At 66.7% G+C, this 16,929-nt stretch carries 16 protein-coding genes and 2 pseudogenes; 10 read left to right on the forward strand and 8 right to left on the reverse strand.

All coding sequences use genetic code 11. The annotated features are described in order from the left end of the window. The first annotated feature begins 23 nt into the window (after positions 1 to 23). Positions 24 to 257: a hypothetical protein gene (locus IPG97_12935; GenBank protein MBK6857413.1), complete on the forward strand. Its 234-nt coding sequence runs from the start codon at positions 24 to 26 to the stop codon at positions 255 to 257. Between the two features lie 29 nt (positions 258 to 286). Here the strand turns inward: IPG97_12935 and IPG97_12940 are convergent, their stop codons facing one another. The 3 genes from IPG97_12940 to IPG97_12950 all read right to left on the reverse strand — a co-directional run bounded on the left by IPG97_12940 (position 287) and on the right by IPG97_12950 (position 4,755). Further along, a complete protein-coding gene (locus tag IPG97_12940; protein MBK6857414.1) occupies positions 287 to 676 on the reverse strand; it encodes a PPOX class F420-dependent oxidoreductase in 390 nt (129 codons plus the stop codon). A 226-nt stretch (positions 677 to 902) separates the two neighbouring features. After that, on the reverse strand, positions 903 to 3,086 hold the full coding sequence (gene recG, locus IPG97_12945; GenBank protein MBK6857415.1) for an ATP-dependent DNA helicase RecG: 2,184 nt from the start codon (positions 3,084 to 3,086) through the stop codon (positions 903 to 905). 28 nt (positions 3,087 to 3,114) lie between these two features. Then, positions 3,115 to 4,755: a DAK2 domain-containing protein gene (locus tag IPG97_12950; protein ID MBK6857416.1), complete on the reverse strand. Its 1,641-nt coding sequence runs from the start codon at positions 4,753 to 4,755 to the stop codon at positions 3,115 to 3,117. Between the two features lie 229 nt (positions 4,756 to 4,984). On the opposite strand from IPG97_12950, the gene IPG97_12955 reads away from it, so the two are divergent. From IPG97_12955 to IPG97_12965, 3 genes and pseudogenes are all read left to right on the forward strand, one after another. Continuing rightward, entirely contained in the window at positions 4,985 to 5,185 is a 201-nt protein-coding gene (locus IPG97_12955; GenBank protein MBK6857417.1) for a 50S ribosomal protein L28, read from the forward strand. Positions 5,186 to 5,414: 229 nt separating this feature from the next. Next, complete coding sequence (locus IPG97_12960) at positions 5,415 to 5,645, forward strand: hypothetical protein (GenBank protein MBK6857418.1); 231 nt, start codon at positions 5,415 to 5,417, stop codon at positions 5,643 to 5,645. 39 nt (positions 5,646 to 5,684) lie between these two features. After that, a pseudogene (locus IPG97_12965) lies at positions 5,685 to 7,479 on the forward strand (phosphoenolpyruvate carboxykinase (GTP)). A 61-nt stretch (positions 7,480 to 7,540) separates the two neighbouring features. On the opposite strand, the gene IPG97_12970 reads toward IPG97_12965, so the two are convergent. From IPG97_12970 to IPG97_12985, 4 genes and pseudogenes are all read right to left on the reverse strand, one after another. After that, entirely contained in the window at positions 7,541 to 7,936 is a 396-nt protein-coding gene (locus IPG97_12970; protein MBK6857419.1) for a hypothetical protein, read from the reverse strand. Between the two features lie 290 nt (positions 7,937 to 8,226). Next, positions 8,227 to 9,375, reverse strand: a pseudogene (locus IPG97_12975) (phosphatidylinositol-specific phospholipase C1-like protein). A 74-nt stretch (positions 9,376 to 9,449) separates the two neighbouring features. Next, entirely contained in the window at positions 9,450 to 10,247 is a 798-nt protein-coding gene (locus IPG97_12980; protein MBK6857420.1) for a PIG-L family deacetylase, read from the reverse strand. A 23-nt stretch (positions 10,248 to 10,270) separates the two neighbouring features. Further along, entirely contained in the window at positions 10,271 to 11,413 is a 1,143-nt protein-coding gene (locus tag IPG97_12985; protein MBK6857421.1) for a CoA transferase, read from the reverse strand. A 317-nt stretch (positions 11,414 to 11,730) separates the two neighbouring features. Here IPG97_12985 and IPG97_12990 point away from each other — a divergent pair, with 317 nt between their 5' ends. Both IPG97_12990 and IPG97_12995 read left to right on the forward strand, forming a co-directional pair. Beyond that, on the forward strand, positions 11,731 to 12,441 hold the full coding sequence (locus IPG97_12990) for a transposase (GenBank protein ID MBK6857422.1): 711 nt from the start codon (positions 11,731 to 11,733) through the stop codon (positions 12,439 to 12,441). Continuing rightward, positions 12,435 to 12,761: an IS110 family transposase gene (locus tag IPG97_12995; GenBank protein ID MBK6857423.1), complete on the forward strand. Its 327-nt coding sequence runs from the start codon at positions 12,435 to 12,437 to the stop codon at positions 12,759 to 12,761. Before IPG97_12990 ends, IPG97_12995 begins: the two co-directional genes overlap by 7 nt. A gap of 371 nt (positions 12,762 to 13,132) precedes the next feature. Here IPG97_12995 and IPG97_13000 read toward each other — a convergent pair whose 3' ends face one another. Beyond that, positions 13,133 to 14,563, reverse strand: a complete 1,431-nt coding sequence (locus tag IPG97_13000; GenBank protein MBK6857424.1) for an acetyl-CoA carboxyl transferase — start codon at positions 14,561 to 14,563, stop codon at positions 13,133 to 13,135. A gap of 125 nt (positions 14,564 to 14,688) precedes the next feature. Between IPG97_13000 and IPG97_13005 the strand changes: the two genes are divergently transcribed. The 4 genes from IPG97_13005 to IPG97_13020 form a co-directional block, all read left to right on the forward strand. Continuing rightward, positions 14,689 to 15,372 carry a transporter substrate-binding domain-containing protein gene (locus tag IPG97_13005; GenBank protein MBK6857425.1) on the forward strand — a complete coding sequence of 228 codons (684 nt, stop codon included), beginning with the start codon at positions 14,689 to 14,691 and terminating at the stop codon, positions 15,370 to 15,372. Further along, positions 15,300 to 15,554, forward strand: coding sequence for a transporter substrate-binding domain-containing protein (locus tag IPG97_13010; protein ID MBK6857426.1), 255 nt, complete (start codon positions 15,300 to 15,302; stop codon positions 15,552 to 15,554). The genes IPG97_13005 and IPG97_13010 overlap by 73 nt, the downstream gene beginning before the upstream one ends. A gap of 39 nt (positions 15,555 to 15,593) precedes the next feature. After that, positions 15,594 to 16,448 carry an amino acid ABC transporter permease gene (locus IPG97_13015; protein ID MBK6857427.1) on the forward strand — a complete coding sequence of 285 codons (855 nt, stop codon included), beginning with the start codon at positions 15,594 to 15,596 and terminating at the stop codon, positions 16,446 to 16,448. Continuing rightward, on the forward strand, positions 16,445 to 16,929 hold a 485-nt coding region (locus IPG97_13020; GenBank protein ID MBK6857428.1), incomplete at its 3' end, for an amino acid ABC transporter ATP-binding protein. The genes IPG97_13015 and IPG97_13020, both read left to right, overlap by 4 nt.

Genomic DNA, 16,929 nt, shown 5'->3' on the forward strand with positions numbered 1-16,929 from the left:
TCCGGCCCTATACGGTCCGGACCGTGAGTGACAGCGGCGTCGGCGCAAGCAACGCGGAACCGGGCGATGTTCCCGACGAACTGGCCCCGGCCCGAATCGATTGCATCGACTGCGGAGGGGTGGCCCACCTGCTCACCCGCCCCGACGACACCGGCCGCTTCTGGCCCGGCGACCTGCTGACCTACCGCTGCGAAGACTGCCTGGACCGATGGGATCTGATCATCCCCGACGGTGACGACCAGACCCATGCCGGCTGACCGGCTGACCGGCTGGCTGACCGATCACATCAGAGCTTCTTGACCACCCGGTCCGGTGTGATCTGCAGGATCACCCGATCCGAGCCGATGGGGTTCGCGTAGGGACCGCCGGTGTACTTGTGGGACAACTCGTCGATCTGGCGGCGAGCCTCGTCGCCTCCGACCGTTCCGGTCACCCGACCCCGGGCCTCGACGTAGCGGTAAGGCGCGGCCGGATCGAACACGGTCACGGTGACCCGGGGGTCGCGTTCCACGTTGCGGAACTTCTGGCGACCCACCTCGGTGTTGATGAGGAGATGGTCATCGCTGGCATGCACCCACATGAGTTGGGTCTGAGGTTGTCCGTCGGCCATGAGCGTGGTGAAGGCGGCGAAGTTGGCGGCAGTGGCCAGCCCGTACAGGTCGCTGTCGATCGTCATCCCCTCACGGTAGAGCCATCGCCAAACGGTTCCGACCCGAGCATGTACGAGACGCCTCAGGCCGGCGACCGAACTCCACCGGAAGGCTCCGCCTTTCGGTGGATCCAGGCTTAGGAGGCGAGCCGATAGGCGAGCCGACCCATAAGCACGGCATGGCTAAACCGAGGCGAAGCCTCGGTCTGGTCAACCTGGTAGCGACGACGATCGGACCTATCCGCTAGGACCCTTAGGACTTGAGGAGGAAGTCGGCTTCGCCCTCGTCCAAGAACAGCGACACCTCGGCCCGCAGGGCGGGATGGCCGGCCAGATCAGGGTCTGAGTCCGCCAACTCGAAGGCCACCTCGCGGGCCCGTTCCACCCACACCCGATCCCGCCGCAGCGAGGCCAACTTCAAGTCGTTGCGACCCTTTTGACGTTCGCCCATAAGCGTCCCTTCACCGCGCAGGTCCAGGTCCACCTCGGCCAGATCGAACCCGTCGGTGGTACGGACCATGGCCTCGAGCCGGGCCTGGCCATCCGGTGTCGTGCCTGCCCCCACCAACCAACACGACGAAGCCTGCGAACCGCGCCCGACCCGGCCCCGAAGCTGGTGAAGCTGAGCGATTCCGAAACGGTCGGCGTCGAGGATGACCATGACCGTGGCGTTGGGGACGTCGACGCCGACCTCGATGACGGTGGTGGCCACCAACACATCGATTTCACCGGCCCGGAACGCGGCCATGGTGGCTTCCTTGTCGGCGGCTGGCACCCGGCCGTGCAACAACCCGAGCCTCAAGCCGTGGAGCTCGCCACCAGCCAGGCGTTCCAGAGTTTCCTCCGCCGAGCGCACCTCTAGCTTCTCGGACTCCTCAACCAGTGGGCACACCACATAGGCCTGTCGACCAGTCTCGACCTCGGCTCGGACGTGATGCCACACCGGAGCCTCGGCATCGATGTCGTCACCCCCGTTCGTCTTGACCCACGTCGTAGAGATGGGAGTCCGACCCGGCGGGAGCTCGTCGAGCACCGAAACGTCCAGGTCGCCGTAGACGGTCATGGCCGCAGTGCGGGGAATGGGCGTGGCCGTCATCACCAGGACGTCGGGGGTGGTTCCATCGGCTCCCTTGGTCCGCAACGCCGCCCGTTGCTCGACGCCGAAGCGGTGCTGTTCGTCGATCACCACCACCCCGAGCGACCGGAACGTCACCGCGTCCTCGATCAGAGCGTGGGTACCGATCAACAGGTCGACCGAGCCGTCGGCCAGGGACTCGGCCAGCTTCCGCCGGTTGGCGGCCGTGGTCCGGTTGGTCAACAGCTCGACTCGCAGTGGCCGCTCACGGGCCATCCCCTCGAACAGGGATCCCTCGTCGGCATCGCCGGGCACCATGAGCCCGGCAAGCAGCGCGCTGATACCCGCGTGGTGCTGTTCGGCCAAGACCTCGGTCGGGGCCATCAACGCGCCTTGGTGTCCCCCTTGCACCGCGGTCAGAAGCGCGGAGACGGCAACCACCGTCTTGCCGGCTCCTACGTCGCCCTGCAACAACCGATGCATGGGATGAGGTCCGGCCAGATCGGTGGAGATCTCGGCGATGACCCGACGTTGAGCTCCGGTCAGCGGAAAGGCGAGGCGGTCGTGAAACCGGTCCACCAGTTCCCCGGTGGTCACCTGGACGATTCCCCGGGCCGTCCGTTCCAGCGCTCGCTTGCGCAAGACCAGTGCCAACTGCACCCGCAACAGCTCGTCGAACACCAGACGTCGACGGGCCAACTCCACATCGGCCATGGAACGGGGTACGTGGATCGACGTGAACGCCTCGGCCCTACCGACCAGCTCGAAACGACCGAGCACGGCGTCATCGAGGGGTTCGGCCAAGCCTCGCTTCTGACACTTGCCCAGCGCCGCCTCCACCCACGAACCGATCTCCCAGGTGGTGATGCGGTGCTTCTCGCTCTGGGCGTAGAGGGGGACTATCCGGCCGGTGCGGTCGCCGCCGATCAGATCCACGACCGGGTTCGAGAGCTGCTTGCGCCCTTGGAAGATCTCGACCTTGCCGAAGAACACCGCCTCGGTCCCCACCGGGAGCTGGCGTTCCCGCCAACCCTGGTTGAAGAAGCTCACCCGCAGGTAGCCAGAGCCATCACTCACCTCGGCGGTTACCAGCACCTTGGGCGGACGTCCCCGGGTGCGCCGCGACGAGACCCTGGCCACCGACGCAATAACCATGGCCTCGTCTCCGGGCGAGAGGTCACTGATGCGGGCCTGGCGAGTCCGGTCCAGGTAACGGCGGGGATAGTGGGTGAGCAGGTCCAGGACGTTCTCCACACCCAGCTCGGCCAGACCCGCCACCTTCTTGGGCTTCGATGCCAGAGCGGTGAGGGAGCTGAGCGGAAATCCGCTCAGCTCGGCCAGGGTGATCGGGTCGCCGGTCACGACCCTGCGTCTCTCACCACCGTCGGACCTACTCGATGCCGAACAGGTACGGGTACAGGGGTTGACCACCGTGGTGGACGTCGGGTTCGACCTCGGGATGGTTCTCGTCCAGCCACCCGGTGATTCGCCGGGTCTCAGCCGCCGATGCGCCTTCACCTTCGATCACGGTGAGGATCTCCTGGCTGCCGTCGAGCAACTTGGACAGCAGGCCGATGGCGGCATCGGCGGCGGTGGGTGCCACCGAGCGAATGGCGGAACGATCGATGCCGATGTGATCGCCCTCGGCGATCGGCCCCGCCTCGCACGTCGACGCTCGAACCGCCCGCGTCACCTCACCGGCGATCACGTTGGACGCAGCCTCAGCCATGCCTGCCGCGTTCGTCTCTCCGGCAGCCTCTGGGTCATAGGCCAACAGCGCGGCGAAGCCCTCGGGAATGCCCTTCGTGGGTACCACCAGGACCGTCTTGTCGGTGGTTGCGTCCACCTGTTCGGCCACGGCGATGATGTTCTTGTTGTTGGGAAGGATCACCACCTGATCGGCTGGCACCGCCTCGACCGCCTCACGGAGCTGGGCCGTCGAGGGATTCATCGACTGACCGCCGGTGATCACCTGGTGGACACCCAAGGACCGGAAGATCCGCTTGATCCCGTCTCCGGTGGCCACCGCCACCACCGCAGTGGTGACCGGTTCCAGCGGTGCATCCGGTTCAGGTTGACCCGCCGCATCACGGACCCAACGCTCTTCTTCGACCTCTTCGAGCAGATCGGTCACCCGGATCTTCATCGGACGACCGATCTCGATGGCGGCCTCGATGGCGGCACCGATGTCGTCGGTGTGAATGTGGCAGTTGAACAGGCCGTCGCCGCCCACCACCACGATCGAATCGCCGATCCCGGCCCACACCTCCTTGAACGCACCGATGGCGTCGTCGGGGGCCTCCAACAGGTACATGACCTCGTAGCGCAGGTCGGCCAGGCCGCTGTGATCATGATCGTGGTCGGACGCCATGGCCGGCACCGCGGCCGCCACCAAGGCCGGGTCCACCTCGGGCATGGGCCGCCCGTCGACACGGGTCAGCGCCGAGTCCAAGAACAGGAGCAGCCCGGTGCCGCCGGCATCGACCACTCCGGCTGCGGCCAGTACCGGCAACAGTTCTGGTGTGCGGGCCAGCGCATCTCGACCGGCGACCAGGGCGGCCTCGAGCACCTGAACCAAGGGCGCGTCACCGGCCGCGACCGCACCCTCGGCGGCGCATCGGATCACGGTGAGGATCGTTCCCTCCACCGGATTTCCCACCGCCTCGTAGGCGCCGGCGGCCGCGACGGTGAGCGCCTCGGCCACCTGAGCCCCACCCACGGCGTCGTGGCCGGCCAGGGTGGCGGTGAGGCCGCGCATGATCTGAGACAGGATCACTCCGCTGTTGCCACGGGCCCCCATGAGCGCGCCGTAACCGATGGCCTTGCAGGTGGAGGCCATGTCGGCCTCGGCACCTTCGAGTTCGGACACGACCGACTCCAACGTGAGCGCCATGTTGGTACCGGTGTCTCCATCGGGCACGGGATAGACGTTGAGGCGGTTGATCCCCTCCTGGTGGAGCCGCAGCGCATCACGGAACCCGATGATCACGTGGCGCAGGTCGCTGGCGTCCAGCCGGTCGAGCGTCGTCATGGCGGCGCAGCCTAGAAGGTGACGCCGGGTCCCACCGCGGCCCAAGCCGGGTTTCACGTCGAGTCCAAGGTTCCAACCGGGTCGAACCGACTGCCAACCGCAGCTTCCCACCAGAGGGGAGCACGGAGACACCCTGTGAGCTTGTGATCGGTGGTGCCCGGCTCCTAGCCTTGCCCGTCGGCCCTTCCGGGCCTTCCCTCGACAGAGCAAGCGACCTTGGAGTGCAGTGATGGCCTCGACCTGTGACGTGTGCGGCAAGAAGCCGTCGTTCGGCATGAGCGTGAGCCACTCGCACCGCCGGACCAAGCGCCGCTGGAACCCCAACATCCAGCGGGTGCGGGCCGTCATCGCCCCCGGCACCATCCGCCGGGTCAACGTGTGCACCGGCTGCCTCAAGGCCGGCAAGATCACCAAGGCCGCCCGGGTCTGACCCATACGATCTGGCGGACCGGCTCGTACCGGTCCCACCACGGCCGACGCCCAGCGTCGGCCGTCGGCGTTTTCAAGGTCCGACACGACCACCACCACACGACATCACCGTCGGCGATGGCCGACATCCCAACCTGGCATGGCCCAGATGGGTGTGCGTTGTGCACGACGTTGGCGGGTGCGCCTAGGCTTTTCCGATCCCGAGCCGTGGAGGCGTCGCTTTGCAAGGTGTGATCAAGTCGTATGACCCCGGGACGGGCGACGGCATCATCATGTGCGACACCGACCTCGCCGACTACGACCTAGCCCGCGGCGCGTTGGTCGACTCCCCCTTCCGCATGCTCCGCCAGGGGCAGCGGGTGATCTTCGACCTCGACTCCGAAGGGCGGGCCGTCGGTCTGCGACTCGGTTCCGAGGTCGACATGGGCACGCCGGGCTTCGCCCCGCCGCCCGAGATCTGAATCGCCGCGCCCCGCTCCAACCGTCTTTCGGAGGAACTCATGACTGCCAGCACCACCAATGCCAACCTCGAGGCGTGGGTCCAAGAGTGGGCGGCGGTGTTCCAACCCGCCGACATCCACTGGTGTGACGGATCGGCCGAGGAGTACGACAACCTCTGTCAGGTCCTCGTCGACGGCGGCACCTTCGAACGCCTGAGCGATGCCAAACGGCCCAACAGCTACCTGGCCCTGTCCGATCCCGGTGACGTCGCCCGGGTGGAGGACCGCACCTTCATCTGCTGTGAGAACGAGATCGACGCCGGCCCCACCAACAACTGGCGGGCCCCGGCCGAGATGAAGGCCGAGCTCACCGGTCTCTACTCAGGGGCCATGAAGGGGCGCACCATGTACGTGGTGCCGTTCTCGATGGGTCCACTCGGCTCGCCCATCGCCCACATCGGGGTGCAGCTCACCGACTCGCCCTACGTGGCGGTGAGCATGCGGATCATGACCCGCATGGGCCAGGGTGCTCTGGACGTGCTCGGTGACGGCGAGTGGGTTCGCTGCCTGCACTCAGTGGGTGCCCCGCTCGCCGAAGGTCAGGCCGACGTGGCTTGGCCCTGCAACGCCGACAACAAGTACATCACCCACTACCCCGAGACCAACGAGATCTGGAGCTACGGCTCGGGCTACGGCGGCAACGCCCTGCTGGGCAAGAAGTGCTTCGCCCTGCGCATCGCCTCCACCATGGCCCGCGACGAGGGCTGGATGGCCGAGCACATGCTCATCGTGGGTGTCACCAACCCTGCCGGCGAGAAGAAGTACATCGCCGGCGCCTTCCCGTCGGCCTGCGGCAAGACCAACATGGCCATGCTCATCCCCACCCTGCCGGGCTGGAAGGTGCGAGACCATCGGCGACGACATCGCCTGGATGAAGTTCGGTGAGGACGGACGGCTCTATGCCATCAACCCCGAAGCCGGCTTCTTCGGCGTGGCTCCCGGCACCGGCGAGCAGACCAACCCCAACGCCATCCGGGCCTTGTACGGCAACTCGATCTTCACCAACGTGGCCCGCACCGACGACGGCGACGTGTGGTGGGAAGGCCTCACCGACGACGAGCCCGCCCACCTCACCGACTGGAAGGGCAACGACTGGACTCCCGAGTCCGGCTCGCCGGCTGCTCACCCCAACGCCCGTTTCACTGCTCCGGCCTCACAGTGCCCCTCGATCGACGCCCAATGGGAAGACCCCAAGGGCGTGCCGATCTCGGCCATCCTCTTCGGCGGGCGTCGAGCCACCAACGTCCCGCTGGTGACCGAGGCGTTCGACTGGCAGCACGGCACCTTCCTCGGCTCGATCATGAGCTCGGAGAAGACCGCAGCCGCGGCCGGCACCATCGGTGAAGTCCGCTTCGACCCCTTCGCCATGCTCCCGTTCATGGGCTACAACGCCGGTGACTACATGCAGCACTGGCTCGACATCGGCAAGGCCACCGACGCCGCCAACCTGCCCCGCCTGTTCTGGGTCAACTGGTTCCGCAAGGGAGACGACGGGTCGTTCCTGTGGCCCGGGTTCGGCGACAACAGCCGGGTCCTCAAGTGGGTGTTCGAACGGCTCGAAGGCACCGCCGACGCGGTGGACACCGCCATCGGCCGGGTTCCCACCGCCGATGGCATCGACACCACCGGCCTCGACATCACCCCCGAGGTGCTCGGCGAGCTGCTGGCGGTGGACAACGAGGCCTGGAGGGGCGAGATCCCCCTCATCGAGGAGCACTTCAACTTCATCGGCGAACGGCTCCCTGCCGAACTGGCCGACGAGCTGCGCGAACTCGAGAAGCGCCTGTCCAACTGAGCGAGCCGCCTGGGCGGACCGACCCCTCGAGCCGAACGAGGCGCGGTCTGCCCGCGGACGGCTAGCCGGGCTGGTTCGGGTTGAGGTGGATGGCCCGAAGGGCCAGCCCCATCAGGAACAGCCCGCCCACCCCGTACAACAGGTACACCTTGTCCTTCAGTTGTGCGCGATAGCTGTAGATGATCGCGGCCGCGAACAGGGCCACGAAGCCGTAGAACATGTGGAACGGAAGATGGTCGGGGTCGTTTCCCTCGAACAGTTTCTGACGCAGGACCACGCCGGCTAGCACCTGCACGACGATGGTGGCCTGCGCCGCTCCGGTGAACCACCACAGCGATTTGTGCCGCAGGTTCAGGAACCGGTGGGCCGCCAAGGCCCAACCACCGGCGACCAGGTTGGACACCACCACGACCCAGGCGAAGGTCTCGTGAAACCTCACCAAGGCATCAGTGCTCATCGACTCCGACCCGGTCAGCCGGTGTAGCGGGGCTCAGCCCGACGAGGCTCGGCCGCTGGGGGTGTCGGCACGGGCCGGGTCATCGGAGAGGTGGTGGATGTGGTGCCACCTGGTGCAGTGGTGCTACTCGGCGTGGTGGTGCTCCCCGGCACGGTGCTGGCAGGAATCGAGGTGGAGGTAGATCCGGGCCTGGTGGTCGACCCCGGCGTCGAGGTGGACGGCACCATGGAACTCGACGGCGGCTGAGTGGGTCGACCCAGGTTCTCGAGGTCCCCGTCGCGACAGGTCGCGGGGCCGTTCACCGGGTTGCACCGCGCCACTGTCCCACCGGGGATCTCGACCACGAAATCGGTCTCGAAGCCCACCGCCATGCCCCGAACCGGGTAGTCGGTGCTGACCCACTGGGCCCCGCTGGCCAGCGCAGCGTCGCGGGGTCCGGTGTCGTTGGCCCGGGCCTCGAGGGTGTCAGAGTCCGACCGGGTGCGAACCACGAAACCCTGGGTCACCAGATCGGGGATCGAGGGATCGAACGGGTCGTTGCGCTTGATGAAGGCAGCATCATCGTCACCGGGGTCGGCGTTGGTGAACAGAACCCGACCTTCCAACGACGGGTGACCGCTCAGGTAGTCGGTCCGGTACCCGCCGCCGTTGTCCATCATGAACATGACCTGACCACGACTCTCCCCAAGGGTGGGCCAACCGTCGGACACGACAGCGTCGCGCAGGGTGGAATGCCCGCCCCGGATGTCGTCGGGCGTGATCATCTGGTTCTCGGGGAACACGGAGCGGATCTCATCGTCGAGGCCGTTCATGGCCGCTGGTGTCCACGGCTCGGGCTCGGTGAAGTCGAGATCACCGACCACCAGCGGTGAGTCCTTCAGCTCCACCAGGATCGCGATGGGAACGTGACCGGGGTTGGCGTCGCTCCACCCCTTCACCTGCTGGAGGCAGAGACGGAAGGACGGACAGGTCGATCCGTAGTCCACGTCTTGGATGTGGAAGGTCTTGGTACCGGGTTGGTCCATGATCTCGGGCTCATAGGGTCCGAGATCCAACGCGGTGCGGAGCAACGGTTGACGGAACCGGCCACCGGCCGCATCCACCCATACGTCGAGCTCGATCTGGCGCACCTTCTGGGAAGCGAACTGGGTTGGCAACGGAGCGTGCTGATACTGCATGCGGTCGGCACCGGCACCGATGAAGCTGCGGATCATGTCTTGCTCAGCCTGACTGGGCAGAACCTTGTAGCTGTTGTGGCTACCGACCACCTGGATCTCGTTGAGGCGGACGTCGTCTCCAGGCAGACCACGACCGGCGTGCGCTCCGCTTGGATCAGGACCAGCGCCCGAGGTTGTCGACCCGGCCCCGACGACGGCGAAGGCCAGGGCCAGCACCGCTGCTGTGGCCGTGGTGATCTTGGTGTGGTTTCGTGCGCGCATCTCGTACCCCTGTGCCCGGCGTGAGGATTTCGACCCTACCGGCAACCCGCCGCCTCGGCCGGGTTCGGGTTGGGTCACAGGGCCTTGAACAGCTCGCCGAACACGGCCGGCGGGTTGTCGAGGAGATCCTCGACGATGAACCACTCGGTGCCGAACACGTACTCGAACGCTTCCAGGGGCATGGCCGCCATGAAGTGATCGGCACCGATCTGACTTCCATGGGCCAACATCGAGGACCGCTTGCGTTGTATCACCGGCTGGGCGTCGACAGAGTGGGTGATGATGGACTCGGCGCTGCCGAAGCCCTCGGGTAACTCGGATGGCAGGTCATCGCCGAGGTCCACGTTCAGGTCCACCGCTGCTTGGCGGGACCGGTTGATGTGGTCGCGGTTCATCGTGCTCTGAGCCACCACCGGCACCCCGGCCAGTTCTGCGGCCCGCTTGCCGACCCGATGGACCTGGACGTGGTCGGGGTGGCCATAACCACCGTGGTCGTCGTAGGTGGTGATCACGTCGGCCTTCTCCTCCTCGAGGATCACCGCCAGACGACGAGCGGCATGGTCGACGTCGGCCTGCCGAAAGCTCCACGGAGCATCGTTGGTGGCCTCACCCTCCATGCCCGAATCGGTGAAGCCGAGGAACTCCACCCGGTGGGCGCCGATGACGGCGGCCGACTCGTAGCACTCGGCGGTGCGCCTCAGCGCCAACTGCTCGTCCTCATCGAGCACCCCGTCCACCGGCGTGCCCAGCTCACCTCTCGTGGCGAACACCAACACCACGCGGTGACCGCCGTCGGAGGCTCGAGCCAGCAGGCCGCTGGTGGCGATCGACTCGTCGTCGGGATGGGCATGGAAGCTGACGATGGTCCCCATGGCCGGTCACGCTAGCGATCGGGTCAGGCGATGGCGCCCGAAGCGCGGCGGCCGGCGATCACGTCGGCATCGACCCCCCACTCGGCCAACACCTCATCGGTGTGTTGGCCGGCGTGAGCGGGCGGGCGGGCCACCGCCCCCGGCGTACGGCTGAAGCGAGGGACGGGGGCCGGCTGGGTCAGCCCCTCGACCTCCGTGTAGGTACCGCGCTGAGCGATGTGGGGATGATGCGGGGCTTCCTCCATGGTCAGAACCGGGGCAAAACAGACATCGGTACCTTCCATGATCTGGCACCACTCGTCGCGGGTCTTGGACCGGAACACCTCGGCGAAACGCTCCTTGAGGGCGGGCCACTGGCTGCGGTCGTGCTGCCACGGGAGCTCCTCTGCGTCCATGCCGGTGAGGCGCAGGAGTTCGGCGTAGAACTGGGGCTCAATGGAACCGATGGAGACGTACTTGCCGTCCAAGGTCTCATAGGTGTCATAGAAGTGGGCACCGGTGTCGAGCATGTTGGTCCCCCGCTCGTCATGCCAGATCCCCATGTGCCGGAACGACCAGGTCATGGTCATGAGACTGGCGGCACCGTCGATCATGGCGGCATCGACCACCTGGCCCTTGCCCGAGGTGCGGGCCTCCAACAGCGCCGCGCACACCCCGAAGGCCAGCAGCATCCCGCCGCCACCGAAGTCGCCGACCAGGTTGAGCGGGGGGGTCGGTTGCTCACCGGCCCGTCCCATCGGCTCGAGCACGCCGGCCAGGGCGATGTAGTTGATGTCGTGGCCGGCCGTGGACGCGTACGGGCCGTCCTGACCCCAGCCGGTCATCCGTCCGAACACGAGGCGAGGGTTGCGCTCCAGGCACACGTCGGGGCCCAGGCCCAGTCGCTCCATCACCCCGGGCCTGAATCCCTCGAGCAGCGCATCGGCCTGCTCGACCAGATCCAAGACAGTTGCGACGCCGTCGGGGTTCTTCAGGTCGACACCGATGGATCGACGGCCACGCCCGGTGATGTCGGACGGCGGCACCGCCGGGTCTGCCCCGGTCACGTTCGCCGACCGGTCGACCTTCACCACATCGGCACCCAGATCGGCCAGCAACATGGCGGTGTAGGGCGCGGGGCCGATCCCGGCCAGTTCTACGACCTTGATTCCCGACAGTGGACCCATGGGCTGCTCTCCTGTTACCTAGCGCTGGACGAACCGGTCATGGTGCCACCTCTGCCGACGTGGTCAAGCCGGCGACGCCGTCTAGTGCCTGCTTGAGAATCTGATCATGCGTTGGGGGTGTTCCCCTAGCGTCTGAGAGGTCCTGGCCGGGGCGGCTCATCTAGTGCCTGCCGGCTTGTTCGTGGGTCTGGCTTCTACACGAAGGGCGTCCTGGTCGGGGCTTCGCCGCGTCGTGGCTCAAGAGAGGAACAGCACCGCCATCGGAAGCAGGAGTGCCCGGCGTGGTTCCTAATCGAACGAGCTACGGAGGACTTTCCATGCAGGTGATTATCGGGGTCGATCCCCACAAGGCATCGCACACCGCTGTCGCGATCGATGCCAAGGAGTGTCGGCTCAGCGCCAAGAAGGTGAGAGCGACGCGGGCTCAGGTGTCCCAGTTGTTGGAATGGGCCGAACCGTTCCCGACGCGGACCTGGGCGATCGAGGGTGCCGACGGCCTGGGCTACTTGCTGGCACAGCAGCTCGTCGCCACCGGCGAGCACGTCCTCAATGTGCCGGCGACACTGGCTTCGCGGACCAGGCTGCTCGGCACCGGGCACTCATCCAAGAATGACCCGAACGACGCCTTGTCGGTGGCGGTGACCGCGCTGCGCACGAGCGGGTTGCGTCAGGTTCGACCGGTTGGACACAGCGAGGTGCTTCGCCTGCTGGCGAAGCGCAACAGTGATATCGGCCGACAGCGGTGCAGGGTCGTGTCACGGCTGCATGCCCTGTTGCTCGAACTCGATGCCGGCGGGATCGCCAAGGAAATCAAGGCTTCCGACGTCGATCGGTTCGGGCAGCGGTCCATCCGACGACACCCGCCGAGCAGATCCGATACGACGTGGCTCTTGAGCTCCTCGCAGATATCCGTCGTCTCGACGAACAACTCAAGGCCTCGCACAAGCGAATCGCAGCAGTGGTCGCCGCGTCAGGGACAACGGTCACGGACATCTTCGGCATCGGCCCGGTCATCGCCGCGATGCTGATCGGCTACACGGGCGATATCACAGCGTTTGCCAACCGCGACCGCTATGCCGCCTACAACGGCACCGCTCCGGTCGAGTTCTCCTCGGGGGGACGGACGGTTCACCGGCTCTCAACCCGAGGCAACCGGAACCTCAACCACGCACTGCACCTGGCGGCCATCTGCCAGATCCGCCACACCCACTCCGACGGCCGCGCCTATTTCGATCGGCGCGTCGCCGATGGCAAGACCAAGAAGGAAGCGATCCGAGCGCTCAAGCGCCAGATCTCCAACTCGGTGTATCGCCAACTGGTTGCCGACACGGCCCGCACTCGCGGCTGACAACGGGCCCGGGAGGACAAACGGGAACGACTCCAAGCCTGCGTGACCGGCCTCGCATCCCTGACAGCCAGCTCTTCGGCAAGGTCACTCCCGGACCCATCGACACGCTACGACCACGGCTCCACGCCGTCCCCCCGACGCGCCCCAACACCGCCCAGGTCGACCGCTTGACACAGAGAGGATTCGTGACCGGCAACCATTGCTGGGGTAGGGACTCACCTGCGCTGAACGCTGCCCCGTTCTCGTGGGCCGCCTTCGGCGGACGATTCCTGGTTCCGTCGAGCCTGGTCCTCACTTCGTTGCGGGGGCTCGACGGCGTTTGCTCAGTGGCTCGCAAGCTCGCAACAGCGCAAACGTTGTCTCTTGCAGCACTAGTCCTCTGACAACCACCGGACCGTGGCGTCATCGAAGCGGGTGAGACGGCGACCGACGATCACGTCGTGCTCGTCTCGGCCTGTTCCGCGGCCACCGACGGCAGACAGGACTGCTCGACCCACCACCTCGGCCAACGTCTCAGGATCATCCGCGATCACGCCGTCCACGATCCCCAACTCCAACAGATCAGCGCTGGTGAGCTTCAGGAGCTCAGCCACCCGAGGAGCGGCGGAAGCATCTCGTTCGAGGATCACCGCCGCCCCTTCAGGGCCGATCACCGAGAACACGCTGTGCTCCTGCACCAGCAGAAGATCGGCCGCAGCCAACGCCAGCGCACCGCCGCTTCCGCCCTCCCCCACACATACCGAGATGGACGGGCTGGGCAGGTCGGCCATGTCCGCGAAAGTCCGAGCGAGTTCGCTGGCGATCCCGCCGTTCTCGGCCTCTGCTCCGGGTTCGGCCCCGGGCATGTCGATCAGCGTGAGCACCGGCAGGCCCAGGCGCCCAGCCATGCCGATGCCTCTACGGGCCAGCCGGTAGGCGTCGGGCCCGGGCCGACCGGTTCGGGCGTGACGATCGCTGGCCACCATGACCACCCGCTGACCGGCCACCGTGGCCAGGGCGGTGCGAAGGGTCGGGTCGGTGGCCGGCGAAAGCTCCACCCACGACGTCACCAATCCGGAGGCCAGCTGTGTGCCGCTGGGCCGATCGTGGCGACGGGCGGCGGCAACTTCGGCCCATGCGCCCGAGGTGGGATCGCCCGGCTGAGCCTCGATGTCACCACCCCACTCCTCCACCTCCAGCGGGAGGTCACCTACACCCAACACCGCCTCCACCCAACGTCCGACGTCGTCGGGGTCGAGAACCGCGTCGACCAGCCCGGCCGCCAGCGCCGACTCCGCCGTGTGTGATGAAACACCCACCGGCCGCCCGGTTATCGCCTCGGACACCCGCGGCCCGGCGAACCCGATGGTCGCTCCGGCCTCGGCCACTCGCAGATCGGTCAGCGAGCCATACGACGCCAGAACCCCGCCTGTCGTCGGCGAGCGGAGCACCGCCACTGACAGGAGCCCAGCGTTGGTGTGACGGCGGGCGGCGGCCGCCACCCGGGACAACTGCACCAGGGCGACCATCCCCTCCTGCATCCGCGCCCCACCCGAACGGGTGACCATGACGACGGGAAGCCGGCGCTCGACGGCACGGTCATAGGCCCGGACCACCTTCTCGCCGTGGACCAAACCCATGGACCCGCCGATCACCCCGAAGTCACCCTCGATCAGCACCACCGACTGCCCGCCGATCGAGGCCAACCCGGTGCGCACCGATTCCGACGTCAGCCCATCGAGCTTGTCGGCGTAACCGGGGAAACCGAGCGGGTCGGCGCTACCCAACCCGGTGTCCCATTCATCGTCGAACCCCCACATCATCGCCGAAGCCTGCCAACCAGCCCAGGCCCGGTGCCAGACGAAGCCGCTCCTCGCGGACCACTTCAGCTCGAACCCAGCGATCTACGCTGGCCGAAACTCGCCCCTTTCACCGACCAGGAGCCTGCATGCGCCGTCACCGCGCCCACCACGTCCTCGCCCTCGGGCTGGCTGCCACGATGCTGCTCGGAGGAGTCGGCTGTTCCAGCGACGACGACTCCAAGCCCGCCGAGTCCACCGCGCCCGGCAACGACTCCAACGCCAACGGTGGCGAAACCGCCATCAAGAGCCTCGATGACCTCGCGGGCAAGACCATCGGGGTACAGGCCGGGACCACCGGTGAGACCTACGCCAATGAGCACAAGCCCGAAGGGGCCACGGTGAAGTCCTTCGAGGACACCACCGGCTTGTTCGGCGCCCTCGAGTCCGGCGACATCGACGCCATCCTTCAGGACCTGCCGGTCAACGCCGGGCGAGTAGCCGAGGACGACTCGGTCGCGGTGGTCGAGACCTACGAGACCGGTGAGGAGTACGGGTTCGCGGTGGCCAAGGGCAGCGACCTGACCGAGAAGCTGAACACCGCGCTCCAGGCCGTCCGCGACGACGGCACCTACGACCTGTTGTACGCCAAGTACTTCCCGCTCGACGGCGAAGAGGCCGGCCCCGGACCCGACCCTCCGACGTGGAGGGCACCGATACCCTCACCGTCTGCTCGGACATCCCCTACGCCCCGATGGAGATGGAAGGCGAAGGCCCACGTGGCCTCCAGTACACCGGGTTCGACATCGATCTGGTCGACGCCATGGCGGTGACCATGGACGCCAAGCTCGAGGTCCTCGACGTCGTGTTCGACGGCATCTTGGGCAACCTGGCCGCTGGCACCTGTGACCTGGTCGCGTCGTCGGTCACCATCAACGACGAGCGCAAGGCCGAGGTCGACTTCACCGACCCGTACTTCAAGGCCGACCAGTCGCTGCTGGTGAAGGTCGGCTGACCCAGCCGCCCCACCGCCGACGCGGTCACGAAGCAACCCATGACGGAAACGACCGCCGCCAAGCTCGGGGAGGGTGACGCCCTCCCCGAGCTGTACCGCTCCGGACGCGCCAAGCGAAGGCGCAGCCGTTCGCTGCGCCTAGGGGCATACGCCCTCGGGCTCACGGTGTTGGGTGCCGTGATCATCCTCGCCGACTGGGCGGTGGTGGCCGACAAGTACTTCGATCTCGAACGGGCCCGGGAGCAGTTCCCCGAGATCATCACGATCGCGGCCAAGAACACGCTCATCTACACCGTGCTGTCCTTCATCGGCGGCGTGGTGCTGGGCCTGTCGATGGCGCTTCTCCGCCTCAGCAGCATCCGACCGTACCGGTGGTTCGCCGCCACCTACATCGAGATATTCCGGGGGCTCCCGGCCCTGCTGACGATCATCTTCGTGGGATTCATCGGACCGATCGCACTCAAGTTCCAGTATCCGGAGATCCTCGGTGTTCCCAGCGGCGGGATCGTGGCCCTCTCGCTGGTGGCGGGCGCCTACCTGGCCGAGACGATCCGAGCGGGGATAGAGGCGGTACCACGTGGTCAGGTCGAAGCCGCCCGGTCACTGGGCATGACCCACATCCAAACCCTGAGGTGGGTGGTGATCCCCCAGGCATTTCGGGTTGTCATCCCACCGCTCACCAACGAGCTGGTCCTACTCCTCAAGGACACCGCCCTCCTGTCGGTGCTCGGAACCACCATCGAGAGCAAGGAGCTGACCCAGTTCGGACGCTCCAACGCCCAGGACTTCAACGGCACCTCCCTGGTGGTCGCCGGAGCTATGTACCTGGCCATAACCATCCCGTTGACCCGTCTGGTGGCAATTCTCGAACGACGCTCCAAGGCGACTAGATGACCACATCGGAATCGGTGACCCCAGCGATCGAGCTCCGCGGCCTTCACAAGTCGTTTGGGGCCAATCACGTGTTGCGTGGTGTCGACCTCGCGGTGGCCCCCCGCCAAGTGGTTTGCGTCATCGGTGCATCGGGATCAGGCAAGTCGACCCTGTTGCGGTGCGTGAACCGCTTGGAGGAACCATCGGCAGGCGCAGTGCTTATCGATGGGATCGACATCACCCACCCCGACTGCGACCTCGACCTGGTCCGCCGCACCATCGGAATGGTGTTCCAGCAGTTCAACCTCTTCCCCCACCTACGCGTCATCGACAACGTGACCATGGCCCAACGCAAGGTGTTGGGCCGATCCGCTTCCGAGGCCCAGGGTGTGGCGGAGGCCATGCTGGAGCGAGTCGGCCTGACCGACAAGGCCGACGCCCACCCAGCCCAACTCTCTGGCGGTCAGCAACAGCGGGTGGCGATCGCCCGGGCTTTGGCCAT

The sequence above is a fragment of the Microthrixaceae bacterium genome (assembly GCA_016702505.1).
In the GTDB taxonomy this organism is placed as follows: Bacteria; Actinomycetota; Acidimicrobiia; order Acidimicrobiales; family Iamiaceae; genus Aquihabitans.

What these genes read in the sequence shown, in the direction of transcription:
- IPG97_12940 (MBK6857414.1), bottom strand. Translation starts at nt 676, where the DNA reads ATGACGATCGACAGCGACCTGTACGGGCTGGCCACTGCCGCCAACTTC.
- IPG97_12950 (MBK6857416.1), bottom strand. Translation starts at nt 4,755, where the DNA reads ATGACGACGCTCGACCGGCTGGACGCCAGCGACCTGCGCCACGTGATC.
- IPG97_12955 (MBK6857417.1), top strand. Translation starts at nt 4,985, where the DNA reads ATGGCCTCGACCTGTGACGTGTGCGGCAAGAAGCCGTCGTTCGGCATG.
- IPG97_12970 (MBK6857419.1), bottom strand. Translation starts at nt 7,936, where the DNA reads ATGAGCACTGATGCCTTGGTGAGGTTTCACGAGACCTTCGCCTGGGTC.
- IPG97_12980 (MBK6857420.1), bottom strand. Translation starts at nt 10,247, where the DNA reads ATGGGGACCATCGTCAGCTTCCATGCCCATCCCGACGACGAGTCGATC.
- IPG97_12985 (MBK6857421.1), bottom strand. Translation starts at nt 11,413, where the DNA reads ATGGGTCCACTGTCGGGAATCAAGGTCGTAGAACTGGCCGGGATCGGC.
- IPG97_12990 (MBK6857422.1), top strand. Translation starts at nt 11,731, where the DNA reads ATGCAGGTGATTATCGGGGTCGATCCCCACAAGGCATCGCACACCGCT.
- IPG97_12995 (MBK6857423.1), top strand. Translation starts at nt 12,435, where the DNA reads ATGCTGATCGGCTACACGGGCGATATCACAGCGTTTGCCAACCGCGAC.
- IPG97_13000 (MBK6857424.1), bottom strand. Translation starts at nt 14,563, where the DNA reads ATGATGTGGGGGTTCGACGATGAATGGGACACCGGGTTGGGTAGCGCC.
- IPG97_13005 (MBK6857425.1), top strand. Translation starts at nt 14,689, where the DNA reads ATGCGCCGTCACCGCGCCCACCACGTCCTCGCCCTCGGGCTGGCTGCC.
- IPG97_13010 (MBK6857426.1), top strand. Translation starts at nt 15,300, where the DNA reads ATGGAAGGCGAAGGCCCACGTGGCCTCCAGTACACCGGGTTCGACATC.
- IPG97_13015 (MBK6857427.1), top strand. Translation starts at nt 15,594, where the DNA reads ATGACGGAAACGACCGCCGCCAAGCTCGGGGAGGGTGACGCCCTCCCC.